At 45.9% G+C, this 16,584-nt stretch carries 17 protein-coding genes; 5 read left to right on the forward strand and 12 right to left on the reverse strand.

Annotated elements, in window-relative coordinates; all coding sequences use genetic code 11:
- Positions 1-188 precede the first annotated feature (188 nt).
- The gene (locus AC1VYS_RS19115; RefSeq protein WP_482911020.1) at positions 189-1,988 is read left to right on the forward strand and encodes an Rqc2 family fibronectin-binding protein; all 1,800 of its coding nucleotides are present in this window, start codon (positions 189-191) and stop codon (positions 1,986-1,988) included.
- 103 nt (positions 1,989-2,091) lie between these two features.
- Positions 2,092-2,334 carry a GNAT family N-acetyltransferase gene (locus AC1VYS_RS19120; protein WP_482911021.1) on the forward strand — a complete coding sequence of 81 codons (243 nt, stop codon included), beginning with the start codon at positions 2,092-2,094 and terminating at the stop codon, positions 2,332-2,334.
- 20 nt (positions 2,335-2,354) lie between these two features.
- Here the strand turns inward: AC1VYS_RS19120 and AC1VYS_RS19125 are convergent, their stop codons facing one another.
- The 8 genes from AC1VYS_RS19125 to AC1VYS_RS19160 form a co-directional block, all read right to left on the reverse strand.
- Complete coding sequence (locus AC1VYS_RS19125) at positions 2,355-3,218, reverse strand: PHP domain-containing protein (protein ID WP_482911022.1); 864 nt, start codon at positions 3,216-3,218, stop codon at positions 2,355-2,357.
- 94 nt (positions 3,219-3,312) lie between these two features.
- The gene (locus AC1VYS_RS19130; protein WP_482911023.1) at positions 3,313-4,224 is read right to left on the reverse strand and encodes a selenium metabolism-associated LysR family transcriptional regulator; all 912 of its coding nucleotides are present in this window, start codon (positions 4,222-4,224) and stop codon (positions 3,313-3,315) included.
- Positions 4,225-4,366: 142 nt separating this feature from the next.
- Positions 4,367-4,804, reverse strand: a complete 438-nt coding sequence (locus AC1VYS_RS19135; RefSeq protein ID WP_090923653.1) for a hypothetical protein — start codon at positions 4,802-4,804, stop codon at positions 4,367-4,369.
- 164 nt (positions 4,805-4,968) lie between these two features.
- The gene (locus AC1VYS_RS19140) at positions 4,969-5,232 is read right to left on the reverse strand and encodes a YlbG family protein (protein ID WP_095290540.1); all 264 of its coding nucleotides are present in this window, start codon (positions 5,230-5,232) and stop codon (positions 4,969-4,971) included.
- 93 nt (positions 5,233-5,325) lie between these two features.
- Entirely contained in the window at positions 5,326-5,763 is a 438-nt protein-coding gene (locus AC1VYS_RS19145; RefSeq protein WP_482911024.1) for a YlbF/YmcA family competence regulator, read from the reverse strand.
- A 96-nt stretch (positions 5,764-5,859) separates the two neighbouring features.
- Positions 5,860-7,665 (reverse strand): helicase-associated domain-containing protein, encoded by a 1,806-nt coding sequence (locus AC1VYS_RS19150; protein WP_482911025.1) that lies wholly within the window; start codon positions 7,663-7,665, stop codon positions 5,860-5,862.
- A gap of 36 nt (positions 7,666-7,701) precedes the next feature.
- Positions 7,702-9,447, reverse strand: a complete 1,746-nt coding sequence (locus tag AC1VYS_RS19155; RefSeq protein ID WP_482911026.1) for a DNA repair helicase XPB — start codon at positions 9,445-9,447, stop codon at positions 7,702-7,704.
- A gap of 134 nt (positions 9,448-9,581) precedes the next feature.
- The gene (locus tag AC1VYS_RS19160; protein WP_482911027.1) at positions 9,582-10,754 is read right to left on the reverse strand and encodes a M20 family metallopeptidase; all 1,173 of its coding nucleotides are present in this window, start codon (positions 10,752-10,754) and stop codon (positions 9,582-9,584) included.
- Positions 10,755-10,964: 210 nt separating this feature from the next.
- Between AC1VYS_RS19160 and AC1VYS_RS19165 the strand changes: the two genes are divergently transcribed.
- Together AC1VYS_RS19165 and ftsW are read left to right on the forward strand one after the other, a co-directional pair.
- On the forward strand, positions 10,965-11,312 hold the full coding sequence (locus AC1VYS_RS19165; RefSeq protein WP_090923657.1) for a YugN family protein: 348 nt from the start codon (positions 10,965-10,967) through the stop codon (positions 11,310-11,312).
- A 12-nt stretch (positions 11,313-11,324) separates the two neighbouring features.
- Positions 11,325-12,611: a putative lipid II flippase FtsW gene (gene ftsW / locus AC1VYS_RS19170; RefSeq protein ID WP_482911028.1), complete on the forward strand. Its 1,287-nt coding sequence runs from the start codon at positions 11,325-11,327 to the stop codon at positions 12,609-12,611.
- Between the two features lie 106 nt (positions 12,612-12,717).
- Here ftsW and AC1VYS_RS19175 read toward each other — a convergent pair whose 3' ends face one another.
- Positions 12,718-13,080: an Asp23/Gls24 family envelope stress response protein gene (locus AC1VYS_RS19175; RefSeq protein WP_434750339.1), complete on the reverse strand. Its 363-nt coding sequence runs from the start codon at positions 13,078-13,080 to the stop codon at positions 12,718-12,720.
- A 183-nt stretch (positions 13,081-13,263) separates the two neighbouring features.
- Here AC1VYS_RS19175 and cax point away from each other — a divergent pair, with 183 nt between their 5' ends.
- Positions 13,264-14,334 carry a calcium/proton exchanger gene (gene cax, locus AC1VYS_RS19180; RefSeq protein ID WP_482911029.1) on the forward strand — a complete coding sequence of 357 codons (1,071 nt, stop codon included), beginning with the start codon at positions 13,264-13,266 and terminating at the stop codon, positions 14,332-14,334.
- A 182-nt stretch (positions 14,335-14,516) separates the two neighbouring features.
- Here the strand turns inward: cax and AC1VYS_RS19185 are convergent, their stop codons facing one another.
- The 3 genes from AC1VYS_RS19185 to AC1VYS_RS19195 form a co-directional block, all read right to left on the reverse strand.
- Positions 14,517-14,810, reverse strand: coding sequence for an Fpa/YlaN family protein (locus tag AC1VYS_RS19185; protein WP_482911030.1), 294 nt, complete (start codon positions 14,808-14,810; stop codon positions 14,517-14,519).
- Between the two features lie 220 nt (positions 14,811-15,030).
- Complete coding sequence (locus AC1VYS_RS19190) at positions 15,031-15,276, reverse strand: HPr family phosphocarrier protein (protein ID WP_090923662.1); 246 nt, start codon at positions 15,274-15,276, stop codon at positions 15,031-15,033.
- 96 nt (positions 15,277-15,372) lie between these two features.
- Positions 15,373-16,488 (reverse strand): aminopeptidase, encoded by a 1,116-nt coding sequence (locus tag AC1VYS_RS19195; RefSeq protein ID WP_482911031.1) that lies wholly within the window; start codon positions 16,486-16,488, stop codon positions 15,373-15,375.
- Positions 16,489-16,584: the final 96 nt, after the last annotated feature.

The raw sequence follows: 16,584 nt of genomic DNA on the forward strand, positions 1-16,584 counted from the left end.
ATTGGCTTCCTTCAGCGTTTTCAGACACACTCTTAGGCAAGCCGCCTTACAATATTTAAAAGGCAGTCAGCCACTCGTTAATAACCATGTTGATGTTGTTACATATGCTACGGTTGCCTGTAAACCGTTATAGATGAAGCATTCCGCATGAACTCATGCAGATGCTCAATAGAGAGGAAGTGGATCATATGGCACTTGACGGTATCGTTACCAGAGCCATCGTACATGAATTGCAAGGCTGTATCGGAGGACGTATCAGCAAAATTCATCAGCCAAACGGCCATGATGTGGTGCTCACCCTGCGTGCCCAGCGAGGCAACAGCAAATTGCTTGTTTCGGCAAGCCCAACGTATCCGCGTGTACATTTTACAGAGAAGACATTTTTGAATCCAACAGAAGCACCGATGTTTTGCATGCTGATGCGAAAACATTGCGAAGGAGCTATCATTGAAAATATCCGTCAGATCGGGATGGAACGGATCATTCATATTGACGTACGTCAGCGGGACGAGCTTGGCGACGTTTCGGCCAAACGCATCATCATCGAGCTCATGGGTCGCCATAGTAATATCATTTTGCTTGACCCTGCAACGGATACGATATTGGATGGGATTCACCACGTCACACCATCCATCAGCAGCTATCGTGTGATTATGCCAGGTTTTTCTTACACTGCACCGCCTGAACAACATAAAATCAATCCGTTAGAGGTATCCCAAAACGAGTTTGAGCAGATGGTTACAGCAGCCTCAGATGCAGACGGAAATGAAGCTGTAGCACAATCGGACACAACTAAAACGGCTATAGAAACAAAAGCAGACGCCTCACGCTGGCTCGTCAATGCTTTTAGTGGGATGAGTCCGCTGATTGCAGGCGAGATTGCCACTCGAACAGGTTCCGATTCAGACCGTATGGAGGCAGGAGCACTCTGGACTGCTTTCGAGTCAGTCATCCAATTTGTAAAAGAACATCAGTACACTCCTGTAACAGGGCTGAACGCCAAAGGAAAAATGATCTTTTCCGCCATACGATTGCACAGTATTCAGGATCAAGAGAAAACATATGATACGATAAGCAAATGTATGGAGGATTACTACGGAGACAAGGCCGAACGAGATACGGTTAAACAGAGAGTCAGCGACCTGCTCCGTTTTTTGCAAAATGAGCGTAGCAAAAACATTAAAAAACTCGACAACCTCAACAAGGACTTGCTTGAGGCCGACGATGCGGACAAGTACAGACTGTGGGGCGAGCTGTTATTTGCTTCCCTGCACTTGGTTAACAAAGGTGACAAAAGTGTAGAGCTTGTTAACTTTTACGATGAGGATCAGGGTAACATTACGATTCAGCTTGATCCATTGCTCACACCATCCGATAATGCCCAGCGTTATTTCAAACGTTATAACAAGTACAAAAACAGTCTGGCTGTCATTCACGAACAGCTTGGCAAAACGAAGGACGAAATTGCCTATCTGGACAACCTGCTTCAGCAGCTGTCCATCGCCTCCATGAACGATATCGAAGAAATTCGAGACGAACTTGTACAGCAGGGGTATCTGCGTGATCGGAACAAAAAAGGCAAGAAAAAGAAGAAAAATGATCGTCCAACTGTGCATCAGTTCACTTCGTCAGAGGGGATCGACATTCTGGTCGGCAAAAACAATCTACAGAACGAGTATGTGACCAATCGTCTGGCGTCAGCGAATGATACATGGCTGCATACCAAAGACATTCCGGGTTCCCATGTCGTTATTCGCAGCACCGATTTTGGTGAAGCTACGCTGGAGGAAGCCGCTCAACTCGCCGCTTATTTCAGCCAAGCGAAGGAATCAAGCAGCGTGCCAGTGGATTACACGTATATTCGTCACGTTCGCAAACCAAGTGGTGCAAAACCCGGATTTGTCATATACGACCATCAGAAAACTCTGTTTGTAACACCAAACGATGAATTAATTAAAAGCTTACCGTCCTCGATAAAAAATGGATAAGCTGCCACTTATCTCATAGGTTGAGCTGTAACGCAAACTGAAAAACCCCCTGCCAGCAAAGGCCGAGGGGTTTTCAGGTTTTCAACGAATACAATTCGCAACTTTGTTCTTCACGTACAGTTCGATGAAAGCAGAACGTGTAACGATTATGAATGACCTTTTTGTCATAGAAGCCTTGAGAGAAGGAGAAGCAGAAACGAAATTATTCGCACGCTGTCAGCAATATACGCAAGAACTTGGGTGTGAATATATGTCATGGATTACAGCCATGACCAACGAGCGTGCGCAACAATTGTTCGATCGGCTTGGAGCTAAACGAGGCAATTGGGTGAACTATTCGATTTAGGGATACCCCTCCTAATGAGGTTACCTCTTGCTGTGTGCAGCCGCCTGCAGTATTTCGAGCACTTCAAAAGGTACCGTCTTGCTACCCAGATCTCCATGAAAAACAACGCCTTGTCGTTCGCCATGGTAATCTGAGCCACCTGTCACAATAAGATCGTATTCCCTAGCCATTTCAGCATATCTGCGTTCCTCTTCCGGGCCATGGTCTGAATGAAATACTTCAATGCCATCCGGAAGGGATTCTGCGATAAGTCGACGTACCAATTCATCATCGTTATAGAGACCAGGATGGGCAATAACAGAGGCTCCGCCCGCTGCTCTGATCCACTCGCACGCATCCATCGGGGTAACTCGGGGTACAGACACGAAACCAGGCTTGCCTTCAGCAAGATAGCGGTCAAATGCATCTCGCATATCGACAGCGTATCCCTTCTTCACCAACACGTCAGCCATATGAGGTCTGCCAATACTCTCATCCGGCTCTAACGGCCGGCCCAATTCATCTAACACTTCCTGCCAGCTTATATCTAAACCAAGTTCCTGAAGTTTGCCGATAATCAGATGATTACGCTCATCTCTTGCTTCTCTTAATCCTCGCAACCGCTGCAGAAATAACTCATCCTCCGTATTCACGTAATAACCAAGCACATGAATATCTTTACCACCAGCCCGCGTGCTGATTTCAACTCCAGCTATAACATCTATACCGTACTCTTTCCCCGCTCGCTTTGCTTCTGCTACACCGGCTACCGTATCATGATCTGTCAAGGCCACTGCCGCTAATCCTCTCAGCTTTGCGAGCTTCACATTATCAGCCGGTGGCTGCATTCCATCAGAGGCCTGACTATGCGTATGAAGATCACAGCGTCCTTGATGCTGATTCATGAGCATCCTTCCTTTCATAAAAAATACTGACTATTCTTCTCACACGTCTGATTTTATAAATCCTCGATTGTACCTACTCCTATATAGTTCATACTTAAACCTGTTCTCCCCGCTCTTGCTCCTGTTGACGCAAATATCCCAGAAAAGCAACAGCCGACAGTGGCAACAAAGAGGACTTGAGGTGAATCGCGTAAAACTGCCGCTTGAATTCGAGCCCGCGTATATCCACAATGTGAACAAGCCCCAGAGCCAGTTCATGCTGCACTGACGAAGGAGACAACATGGTGATGCCTACGCCCGCCTCCACAGCGGATTTGACGGCACCTGTACTTCCAAGCTCCATGACCACATTCATATCACTCGGGTCTATTTTTTTCTTTTTCAGTTGACCTTCCATGACCTGACGTGTGCCCGACCCTTCCTCGCGAAGCACAAATGGGTAATTCATAACCTCTTCCAGGTTCACTTTACCGCGCCCTGCCAAATCATGTCCTGCTGGTACAATTAGTTTCAGTTCGTCCTGCATCACAGGTTCAACGATCATATCCGGGTGATTTACCGGTGCTTCAATTAATCCAAAATTCAACTGATGCTTCAGAATCTCATCCATGATCTGGGTGGTATTCATTACCTTCATCACAATGGAGATATCAGGATACTGCTTTGCAAAAGGCCCCAGCATACGGGGCAGTACATACTCACCGATCGTGAGGCTTGCTCCGAGCTGTAATCTTCCCTGCAGCTTCTGCGTAAAAGCAGACATGGCCTCATCTGTCTGACGAACCATTTCTACACTTCGCTTGGCGTGAGGCAGTAGCGTCCTCCCAGCCTCCGACAATTCTATTTTTTTGGTGGAACGATGCAGCAGTTTAGTACCAAAATAGTCCTCGAGCGATTGGATCTGCATCGTCACGGCCGGTTGTGTCATATGTAACGCCTGCGCAGCTGCGGAAAAACTCCCCTTCTCCGCTACCGTATAAAAAATGTGCAGTTGATGAAAATTCATATCTTCGCCCCTCTTCAATTACGCTTTCTATATTGTATCCGATTTCCAGCCTGGCAACAAAAAAAAGCATGCAGCTTGTCTGCATGCGTTAGTACATAAAATGTCACATAAAATCTATGATTGCAATCTTGAATCTGCTTCATCATCTATGCTTTCGGCTATTTTTGACCAGTGTCATTCTTCTTGAGTGTCTCAGCCAAGAATAATACGACTTCAGGTCTCTCAGTTCAATCGTCTCCGACATTCGTCCCAGAAACGTCACTACAATCATTTTGTGCAGCGGATTGCCAGTAATATCGTATTCTCCTTCAAGCTCGGAAAACTCAGCAACCACCACCAGATCATCGTCAATCAGATAAACATCCTGTTCATTGCGGTAATATGGTGTTACCCTGTCCTGCTTCAGACACTCCCATAACCAAGCCGCAATATGATCATCATCACTACGTGCAGGCTCAATACGGTCTGCATACCGCATCTTTGCATGATGGGTAATGACGATGTCAGCCACTTTCTTGTCTCCGAGAGCCACAAAAAACGGCTCGTAGGTGCTCCAACGTTGCATCACCTTATCACGCATGGGAATCACTCTCCACCAGATAGGACTTTCTATCTATTTATTACCAAATATATTACAACATTAGTCCCGTAACAACAAGGCGTAAGTTTAACTTTTTTCGCAAAAGTCCGTTTATGCTCCTTTCTAAGAAAAGAGCGACCGGCGGGTCCCTCCTATGTTTCCTGCTATATTCCGTAAAAGCTTGTTTTGTCCATCGTTTTGCTGGCATACTCGGTTTTAATCTCGTTTCGATAGGAGCGCTCAATCTTGCGCACATAGGAAAGTCGCTTTACGTTTTTCATCGTATCTTCAGCCCGTTCTGCATTAACATACATCACAACATAATGCATACGGCGGGAGATATAATGCACGGTACCATATTTTTCGAGATTGCGAGCCGCTTTCAAATCACTTACCCAAATAATGAATCCTGTTCTTTCCGCAAACACCATCGTTCCCCGCCCTTCTATAAATGGAGACCGGCCCTCGAAAGGCCCGGTCTGTTCAACGTCTAAAATGCTATGATGTAACTGTCTTCGGCTTTAACTGCATCCACATTTACCACCACTGCCACAGCCGCCTTTGGGATTCGGATCATTGCTCGGTACCTTAATGGTAGTCGATACAGCAAAAGCAATGGTTTCTGACATCTGGAACAACATCTCATCCAATGCTTGCTCAGCCTGTTTGAAACGAATGACTGCTTCAAAAGATTCCAATTCCTTCTCAAGCACCTTTACTTGGTCCTTCGCTGCGTGATAGTCGGGATGAAAATGGCCAAAACGCTGTGTTTCTTCAAACAGCTCTTTCTTGGCATTCAATCTCCGGATGCCCTCCTGAATCTCAGAACTTGTTTCGACTTGCTGCTTCCAATATAAGTAATCCGACACTTCGGCAGATTGGTTAATCATGTCGCCCAGTTCATATGCGCCCGTTAACACTTGGGCCATATCGACCGTGTTTATTTCCGCTACGCTCATGAATTATTCATCCTATCTATATATAAAGTTCTACTTAAGGTAGACTACTTCATCATAGCATATCCTAGAATAGTTAAGAAGAGTTTTTCCTGTAGACTAGACTTCATCCGGCAGAATAATACGCATTGTATCCCAGCCTTCCGGGGTAAATGTTCGCCATTCGGTAGGTGATGCGAATGGACTCGAATCCAGAATGCACCACCCTTCCAGCATCCACTGCTCATGCCCCTCCAACTGATGTGGAATCAGAACAAACGTATCGTTACCCTGTTGAATGCCCAATTTCACCTGCCATTCGATGGCTTGGGCTGCAATTTGACGTGCAGTAGATAGATGATACTTTCTCCATTCCTTATGCCAAGTCTCAGGTACATCAGCCTTTCTTCGGCTCCACGCTACTTTTTCGTTCATATCATAATTCGAATCAGAATCAATATCATGATGATCCACCGTCTTACCTGGCATAAGAGATCGTTGAATGAATCCTGATGTCTCAGACCTGTAAAAACGATTCTGATTCGTCTCCGTCTTCTCAGAGGATCTCATACCGCTCGCAGTATTCAAATCACCAACCCGTCTCTGCTTTTCTGTGTACACGCATGCTGAGACCAAGGGCAATGGAAGCAACTCGTGATCGGATACAGTCTCGCTGCCTTTTGCCCAGTCTTGCAAAGCAGCAAGGACATGTTCCGGCAACTCCCCCTGTCCATGCCTCCGTAAGAAATGCACAATAGATTCCAATTTTATTCCACTGGAAACGGCGTTCTCCATTCGTTCTTTGGATAACTTATATATAGTCATCTGGTCGCGCGTAATCCGTTCACTGTAGTGCTCCAATCCCCAGCAAACTTCTGCAGAAACATCCGGCGGTACCATAACTTCAAAATCTGGTTGCACATAAAATTTACTCAATTGTCTCTCTTCTTGCTCATGCATTTCTGAACGTTGAATATGTTCCGTTTCCTTTTTCAAAAGTTCCGCTGGAGGAGTCAGCCAACGAAACGCCAGTCCCCCATTTTCTTCCTCGCCAACTTCACCAAATCCCCAGCCAGCCAAAGCATGAAGCCAACCTCTGGTCCCTATATCTCCCTCCAGATTCAGTACACGGCACCACTGTTTCAAGCCAGGCGTCAGTCCCGCCAACTGATAGCGAAAGTGCTGCATCTCTGCTCCGGACCCTCCATATCTATCCATACATACTTGGAAAATTTCACTATGCATCACAGACCAGGGCAACCTTATCCACTGCTGAAGCTTATCTTGCCTGATCTCAAACCCCCGATCCATTTTCTGCAACAAGTTTAAACAGAGCAACAGATCCAGCAGAATGACCACATGCACCGGATATAAGTCCTTATGTTCATAGGTAATCTCCAAATGTTCAAAATCATCTTTTGACAATATCGTTAATGTGCTTAACTTTTGTATGCTTCTCTTATGTATGGTGCCTTTTCCCGTCAGAGGCAGCCCCTCCCTTTGAATCCAAGCAAGCAGATGAAGCAGTTCTCCAGCGATATGCGGTTTCCCTTCTTTAACGATACGTTCAACGGATGCAACCATCGGCTCCACAGCATATCCAACCCGATCAGCATAAACCAATGTCAAAGTAGACAAATAACATTCAGGGATATGAAAGGAGTGTTCTCCCCAGCTTTTGTATACAGATTTGATCCATTGTTTACGACGAAGCATAGCAAAAGCAAGCCTGGCTTCAGCTCCACTTAACCCTTCCTTAGCCCAATCTTCCGAAGGCAGGAGAGAAGGGAACGTTTGACCCGCATATTTGTGAAAAATAGTACCTAACACCCGACGTTCCACAGTCGTAAGTGCAGACCATAATTTCAGTTCAGGCATCTTTCCCGATTGCACCACTTGTTCCATTCCTAATTCAAGATCAGACATCTCCATTTCCCTCCTCTTCCGCAACAAGTTAAGTTATTAAAACGTATCCTGCTCATATACAATGGCATATTCATACCCCTGCTCTACCAAAAACATCTGCCGATTTAACGCAAAGTCCTGTTCCTTGCTGTTCTCCGAAACCAGTGCATAGAAATAGGCTTTGTTTTCGCCGGCTTTAGGGCGCAGAATCCGACCTAACCGCTGGGCTTCCTCTTGCCTTGAACCAAAGCTACCCGAAATTTCGAGTGCCACCGCAGCATCCGGCAAATCAACCGCAAAATTGGCGACCTTGGATACAACAATCGTTTGAATCTCACCCTTTCGAAAAGCAGAAAACAACTGAACACGTTCCTGCTGTGACATCGATCCAGAGATTAGAGGTGCATCAATTTCCCGGGCAATCATCTCAAGCTGGTCAAGATATTGCCCAATGACAAGTGTTGGAAGGTTTTGATGACGTTCCAGTAAACGCTTTACAACCTTTAGTTTTGCAGGATTTTCAGCTGCAAGACGAAATTGATGTTTACCTTCGGCATGCACATAAGTCGATCTTAATTCGGGAGAAAAGGGTACCCTCACTTCCTGACACTTCACCTCAGCAATCCAGCCTTGCTGCTCCAGCTCTTTCCATGGCATATCGTATAACTTGGGTCCGATCAACGAGAATACATCCTGTTCACATCCGTCTTCACGAATAAGCGTTGCGGTTAAGCCCAGACGGCGCGTTGCCTGTATATCTGCTGTAGCCCGAAAAACAGGCGCAGGCAGCAAATGTACTTCATCATAGATAATCAGTCCCCACTTTCGTTCCTGCAAAAGATGAATGTGAGTGAAATCCGCATCCTTAGACTTCCGATGAGTCAAAATTTGATAGGTTGCCACCGTTACCGGTTTCACCTGTTTTTTCTGACCCGAATACTCTCCGACCTGCTCTGAAGTAATCGTTGTTTTATCCTGAATCTCTTGTATCCATTGCCGGACAGACGTTGTATTCGACGTTAGAATAAGACATTCACATTGCAGTTGTTCCAACACAGCCATGCCAATAATCGTTTTGCCTGCTCCGCAGGGTAGTACCAGCAGCCCACTTCCCCCGATCCCTTCACCTCCTGCAAAAGCATCCACTGCTTTCTGCTGATAAGCACGAAGCGCAAACGCAGCTTGCTCTTTTTCTCCGTATGCACTAGATGCACTATCTTTTAAAACATTTATATTAGACCGCCAGCTAAAAGCAAGATCATTCCCTTTCCGATATCCAGCATAATCCAATACGGGGTAACCAAGACGTGTAAGTTCCCTCTTCAATAAACCGCGCTTTTCCCCCGATAAGACAAGCTCATGCTCGTTGGTTCGTTCCATACAAAAAGCAGATATCGATTTCATGCTGCTCAGCTCGTCCAGAAGGTGCTGGTCTTCGCTAGTTAGACGCATTCTGGTATGGTCTGGTTCGGCATGTAGCTTTAATTTGCCGTATTGCTCCATAATTCTGCGCACATCCTGTGTAAGAGCCGAAGGAACATTCCAGCGTGAGATGAGCTCTAGGCTCTTGTTCACACGTTCCGCATTCCATCCTAATGCAGCCGCATTCCAAAGTGACAAGGACGTAATACGATAGGTATGAAACGTTGTCGGTGTCTTCACGAGTTCAGCGTACATACCGAGCTGCGCTCTAGCTGTTTCAAACCCGGGATGTCCCACTTCGAGCAATACCGTGAAATCACGCTGTACAATACAAGCACCCGGCTGATTCTGATCGAGCATCTCCATCTTCTCCACATCCATTTCTAATCCTCATCATCTGAACAAAAGATTTATACTACAACATTACCGTTGACAATGATCATTTTCATGCAATTAAAACCAAAAAAAGCACCCTGTCCATACCTAGGTATGTTCAGGATGCCCAACTATGATTCTCAGCATTCGGTTGCGTAACCCTTCGCCATGGCAACAAACAGTTTTACACCCGTCTGCATCGCGTCTTCGTCAAAATCAAACATCGGATGATGATGTGGATACACTGCATTCTTCTCCGGGTTGCCTGCACCGACAAACATGAAGCATCCCGGAACCTTCTGCAAATAATAAGCAAAGTCCTCGGCAGGCATCAGCATCGGAGAGTTTTGCACCCGCTCTGCCCCAAATACGGACGTAGCTTCATTGAAAAAGCGAGCCGTCTCCTGTGCGTCATTTACTACGGGCGGATATCCCATAATGTATTTCACCTGGGTTTCCGCACCATATGCAGCTCCTGTCTGAGCCACCATGGTAAGTACACGTTCTTTCATTCCGATCCGCGTCTCTTCATCAAACGTACGCACCGTGCCGCTCAGCTTGCATTGCTCCGCAATAACATTTTGCGCAGAACCGGCTTGCATCGTTCCAATGGTTAATACCGCGGGACGTAAGGGATCAACCGAACGGCTGACTATTGTCTGAAGCTGCATTACAAGTGCAGAGCCCGCTACGACACTGTCAACAGTAGCTTGCGGCATGCCTCCATGACCGCCTTTTCCTTTGATATCAATATAAAAGTCATCTGCCGCAGCCATCATCGGCCCCGCTGTGCTTGCAACCACGCCAACAGGAAGCGGCGTCCATAGATGTATCCCGTAGATAACGTCTACACCTTCCAGCGCTCCGTCTGCAATGACCTGAACAGCGCCGCCGGGAAGCAGTTCTTCCGCTGGCTGGAACAGAAAACGGATCTCTCCGCGAACCTCCTGTTTGTGGCGACTGAAATAAAGCGCCGTTCCCAGTAACATTGAAATATGACCATCATGGCCACAAGCATGCATCGCCCCAGCTTGCTGGGAGGCATACTCCACATCCTTCTCATCCTGGATCGGCAATGCATCCATATCGGCTCGAAGCATCACCACAGGCCCAGGCTTGTCTCCACGGAGTGTTCCTATAACCCCGTGGCCACCTACGTGACGTTTAACCTCCATACCAAAGCTATCCAGCATATCTGCCACAAAGGAAGATGTCTTCTCCTCATGAAAGGAAACCTCAGGATTGCGATGAAGGTGACGCCGCCATTCCACCATGTGGATCTGCAGATCTTCCCACCATATATTATTTGTCATATCATCCCATCCTTTCGATCCTCAACAGGGTTTGATTACAGCCCTGAACCTTCCTCTTTAAACCTATTGCTGTATATTGTAGCAGAATTGAACGAAAACCGATATGAAAGGCCTCTGGAAAGCTTGCACGAGAAGGGGAAACATACTATCATGAACTAGAGAAACACACGAGAATTATACTCGGAAGCTTATGAGGAGGATCAAACGCTTATGATTTTTGAGAATACAGGCTTGGATGGCTTGAAAAGCGACTTGGCATACCTGGATGAGAGCGCCGAGAAAGTCGGATTTGTCCGGTGGCAATGGGAATATTACCGTGCTACATATGACTACAAAATCGAAGATGAACAAACCAACTCAGAATACTTTGTACGCATTAATACGCGCGCGGTAGAAGGCAAACTGGAGAAACCCGATACGGTTCTGGCCGTTGAAGCCGTTTATCTGGGCAAAGCTACTTTCCCGCATGGACTTGATTACGACTCTTCCGTTCCGCAGCCAGTCGTGAAGCTGGCCACCCAAAAATTGCAGCAGCTCAAAGAACTGCTCGAAGCTTAGGCGGGCCATATCATGAAACAACAAACGGCCCAGACGAGAACGAAGAGAGGCACGCCGGATTTTCAACTGCTAATCCTCACTTTATTGTTGGTGGGCTTTGGACTGGTGATGGTATTTAGCTCCAGTTCCAGCATCGCAATCGCAAGCGAAAGTTTTAAAAACGATGCCCTTTACTTCACGAAAAAACAACTTGTGTGGGCGATTATCGGTCTATTTGGCATGTTTTTTGCCATGAATATCCGCTTTAACAAGTACAAAAAACTCTATGCACCTTTTTTCCTGTTCACCACCGCACTGCTCTTAATCGTGTTGGTATCCGGTGCCGTGTTAAATGGTGCAAGAAGCTGGATTCGGGTGTTTGGATTCAGTTTGCAGCCTGCAGAGTTCGCCAAAATCGCAATTATTTTATATTTGTCTGCACTCATCACCAAAAAGGGCGAACGTTTCCGTGATTTCAAGACCGGATATTTCCCAGTCCTGTTCATCGTCGGATTTATTGCAGGATTAATCATGTTGCAGCCCGATTTTGGTACCTGTTTCATTCTGGTATCTACCTGCGGTCTGGTCATATATGCTGGCGGCGCCAACATGAAGCATATCCTGGGCTCTATTCTATTGGTTGTACTTGGGGGTGCACTCGCCATTGGAGCGAATGCCTTATTTTCCTCCATGTCTCCAAATACGCCCGCAATTGATGCCACAACAACCGTAACGGCAGAACAGAATTACAAGATCGGACGGATTCAGGCTTTCCTTGATCCGCTGTCTGACATTAATGGCGGAAGTCTCAACCTCTACCGTTCACTTGTTGCCATCGGTGATGGCGGTATTACAGGTTCAGGTATTGGACAAGGTACGATGAAGCTGCATTATTTGCCCAATGCTTATAATGACTTTATTTTTTCCGTCATTGGAGAAGAACTTGGTTTCATTGGAAGTGCACTGTTCCTACTCGTTTACCTTTACTTTATCTGGCGAGGCATTATCGTCTCGTTACGTTGTCCAGATCCATTCGGAACTCTGGTGGGTATAGGCATCATGGGGTTGATCGCGATTCAGGCCTTCATCAATATTGGAGGGGTCACTCAAACGATACCGGTAACGGGTGTTACACTCCCGTTTATCAGTTATGGGGGAACTTCACTCTTTGTGATGATGGTGGCGATGGGCATTGTGCTGAGCATCTCACGCACCAACAACATGGAAGCCATCAAGGAAGAGAAAACCAAATCGGTTACGGTTCAGACGCGTACATCCCCTGCACTTCGTTCCCGCGATTCCATTCGCCGGGTTCGCTAACAAAAAAGACTTTGCATCAAACAGATGCAAAGTCTTTTTTTATTTCTTTGTATAAGGATAAGGAACAAAAAGATATGTTCATCTTCCTATCGTGAAGTCTAAAGATTTACAGATCGTCACCTCTGAAAGATACACCTTCGACCTTCACATTGACTTCAACTACACGTAATCCGGTCATCGTCTCTACCGCTTCTCTTACATTCTGCTGAAGCATACGGGAAACTTCATGAATCGGGGTTTCATACAGGACGATGATGCGCAGATCAATGGCTGCTTCCAGCTGGCCGACCTCGACGCCTACGCCCTTCTGCACGTTTTTACCACTGAGACGTTTCGCCCAGCCCTCTGACAAACCTCCAGACATTGCAGCGATTCCAGGTGTTTCCATTGCAGCCATTCCGGCAATTTTCGCAACCACGTCATCGGCAATCCGGATGTTTCCGCTCTCCATTTGAAGTTGTTCTGCCATGCCACATCCTCCTCCACTTCGTTACTCGTATTTTAAATCCTTTCCACCCTAAAAAGCAAATTTAACTGTAAAAGATGCGTTTACAACCTGCCACCATTTGGTTATATTGAAATATGAAATTAATCGCATAGGTACATAACGTAAATTTCAAAACAAAATAAGTGAATAACCGAGGTGTTTTTTGTGAGAAACCGGATTTCATCCTTTTTGCTGATTGCATTTTTTGCGCTCAGTGCCATCGCCCACTTATTGAAATGGGATTCGATTCTACAGTTCGTGATATCTGCCATTTCGGTTATTTTTGTGGCCGGTTTTTTAGGTAAAGCGACTGAAAATGTAGCCCACTATGCCGGACAACGACTAGGCGGATTCCTGAATGCCACCTTCGGTAACGCAGCCGAATTAATCATTGCGATCTTCCTCGTGAAAGAGGGCTTGTTCGATATGGTCAAAGCCAGTCTGACCGGATCTATTATCGGTAATCTGCTGCTGGTACTGGGGCTCAGCATCTTTGCCGGAGGATTAAAGTTTAAGATTCAGAATTACAACGTTTCGCTTGCGGGATTGAATGGCTCCCTGATGATCGTAGCCATCATTGCCTTATTTGTCCCAGCCGTATTTCTGAACACCCACTCCATTACGCAACGAGATACCAATACACTCAGTCTGATTGTTGCTGGATTGCTTATCTTAGCTTATATCGCCTGGCTGATATTCTCTATGGTTACACATAAGAGCTATCTTGCGGACGTAACGGATGATCAGGACGAGGAACTTCCTCATGAGCATGCTCCGGCGTGGTCGAAGAAAAAGTCGATCCTCTATCTCGTGATCGCCACAGTCATGGTTGCTTTTGTCAGCGAATGGCTAGTCGGCACACTTGAAGTATTTACTTCAGAGTTCGGACTGAGCGAGCTGTTTGTTGGTGCGTTCCTGGTCGCTATCATCGGAAACGCAGCCGAACACAGCGCAGCTATCATGCTTGCCATGAAAAACAAGATCGGAGCTGCTGTGGAAATAGCCGTTGGCAGCAGTTTGCAGATTGCCCTGTTTGTAGCCCCGGTACTGATCTTTGTCAGTTACTTCACTGGCCGTACGATGGATATCGTGTTTACCACCATTGAGCTGGTAGCTATCGGTGTGTCTGTTTTTATCGCTAAATCGATTACACAAGACGGCTCCACCAACTGGTATGAAGGTCTGCTGCTGCTTGTTGTTTATGTCATTCTGGGCGTTTCGTTCTTCTTGGTATAACAACCCTTACTTTGCTGTTATACCGTTATTACATGAATCAAGAGACAGTCGAGGGAGTTCCTTTCCCGCGACTGTTTTTGTATCCCTACTGCCTACTGCAACATCAGACAGTACGTCTTTGAATACAAAAAAAGCATGCAATGAATTTGCATGCCTTCTATTCTGACCCGCGCGATTGCAGGCTATAACTCATTCTTTTTGTTCAAGGCTTCGTATAAAATCGCCAAATTCCGCTCAAGCGCGCTAACCATCTGCTTACCTGTACCTTCTGGAAGGAGTCCTGCACGGACAGCAAAATCAACTTCCTTGGAGAACCCATACATCTGTGTATCCAATACTTCCTCATAGAGAGGGCAGTAGCGAGTAGCCAGATTCTCCATCTGTACTTCAATAAGCTTCTGTATTTTATCTGCATCTTCTTGAAGAAGACTGATTGCTTTCAGGTTCAGCTGGTCCTGCAGATCAGATGAAGTCATGCATCATTTCCCCCCTATGTCCCAAAAATCGCGTAAAGACGTTCTACCTCTAATATTAGACGAAATGAAGAGCTAATACAAGAACCTGACCAAAATAACCCCATGAGTTGTGAGCTGGATTATAGCCTTTTCTTTCTTTTCCAGGCTGATCGGAAGACGGTATGTCCTGCTATGATTAAAAACACCCCTGCCAAAAGGCAGAGGTGTTTCTTAAAAGTTGTTATTCAGATGCGATGTTTACATTCAGGCCATGCTTTGCAAATACTTCTGACATTGCTGCCTTCGCTTCATCTGCATCCGGGCCATGAACATGCAGTTCATAACTGTGCGTGCTAATCAGCGTTGTAAACAACCCAAGAATACTTTTTACGTCGATATACTTGTTCTCTGAATGAAGCACGATTGAAGAAGTAAACTTGCCTGCTGTTTGAGCAATTTCCACTACAGCCGCGTTATTACTCGACATAGGAATCCCTCCGTCTTTTTACTTTTGGTATCATCTATTAATTACCACTACATGATACCGTGAATCCGCTTTCCTAGCAACTGCAAAATACAGTTCCTATTTCAACTGGTCCGGATTCAGGCACTCCAACTCAGGAATGACAAAGATGCCATCTTTACGAATCAGAACATCATCGAAATAGATTTCCCCGCCGCCGTAGTCTGGACGCTGAATCAAAACGAGATCCCAGTGAATGGATGAACGGTTTCCGTTATCTGTTACTTCATATGCCTGACCTGGCGTAAAGTGCAGGCTACCCGCAATTTTTTCATCAAACAAAATATCTTTCATCGGGTGAAGAATGTGTGGATTGAAACCAATCGCGAACTCACCGATATGACGTGCGCCTTCATCTGAGTCCAGAATTTCATTCAATCGTTTCGTATCATTGCTGGATGCTTCTACAATTTTACCGTCTTTGAATGTGAATTTGATATTCTCAAACGTAATTCCGTTATACAACGTTGGTGTGTTATAACTTATCGTCCCGTTAACGGAGTTGCGTACTGGTGCGCTGTAAACTTCGCCATCCGGAATGTTTTTCTGCCCGGAACACTTCTCTGCACCAATATCTTTGATGGAGAAACTCAGCTCTGTGCCTGGCCCTGTAATCCGTACTTTATCTGTACGTTGCATAAGACTCGCGAGTGAGTCTTGCGCTTTGTCCATTTTCGCATAATCCAGGTTACATACGTCAAAATAGAAGTCTTCAAATGCTTCCGTGCTGGTGTTCGCGAGTTGTGCCATGCTTGCGTTAGGGTAACGAAGTACCACCCACTTCGTATGTTTAACACGTTGTTCGCTATGTACCGGATGGGAATACAGAGAATTGTAGAGCTTCATTTTTTCTTCCGGCACATCGGACAGATCATTCACGTTCTCCCCCGCACGAATGCCGATATAACAATCCATTTGTTTCATACGGTTCAGATCAATCTCTGCCCACGTTCTCATCATCTCTTCCGTAGCATCACGCAGCATCGCACGCTGAACGGTTCGATCCGTTAACTGCACAAAAACGTTACCGCCTTTTTTGCCCACTTCTTCAATAATGGCATTAATCAGATCACGCTCTGATCCAATCATCTCAACCAATACATTTTCTCCAGGCTGAACATCGACAGAATAACCTACGAGGTTCGCTGCAAGCTTCTGAATTCTTGGGTCCTTCATTTTGATAAATCCTCCTGTCATCTGCCATTCAATGAATTGAACAACGGTAAATTACGTTACTATTGTAGCACGCACTAGGAATCTCGTCAGTAGGCA

The organism is Paenibacillus sp. G34 (assembly GCF_056856875.1).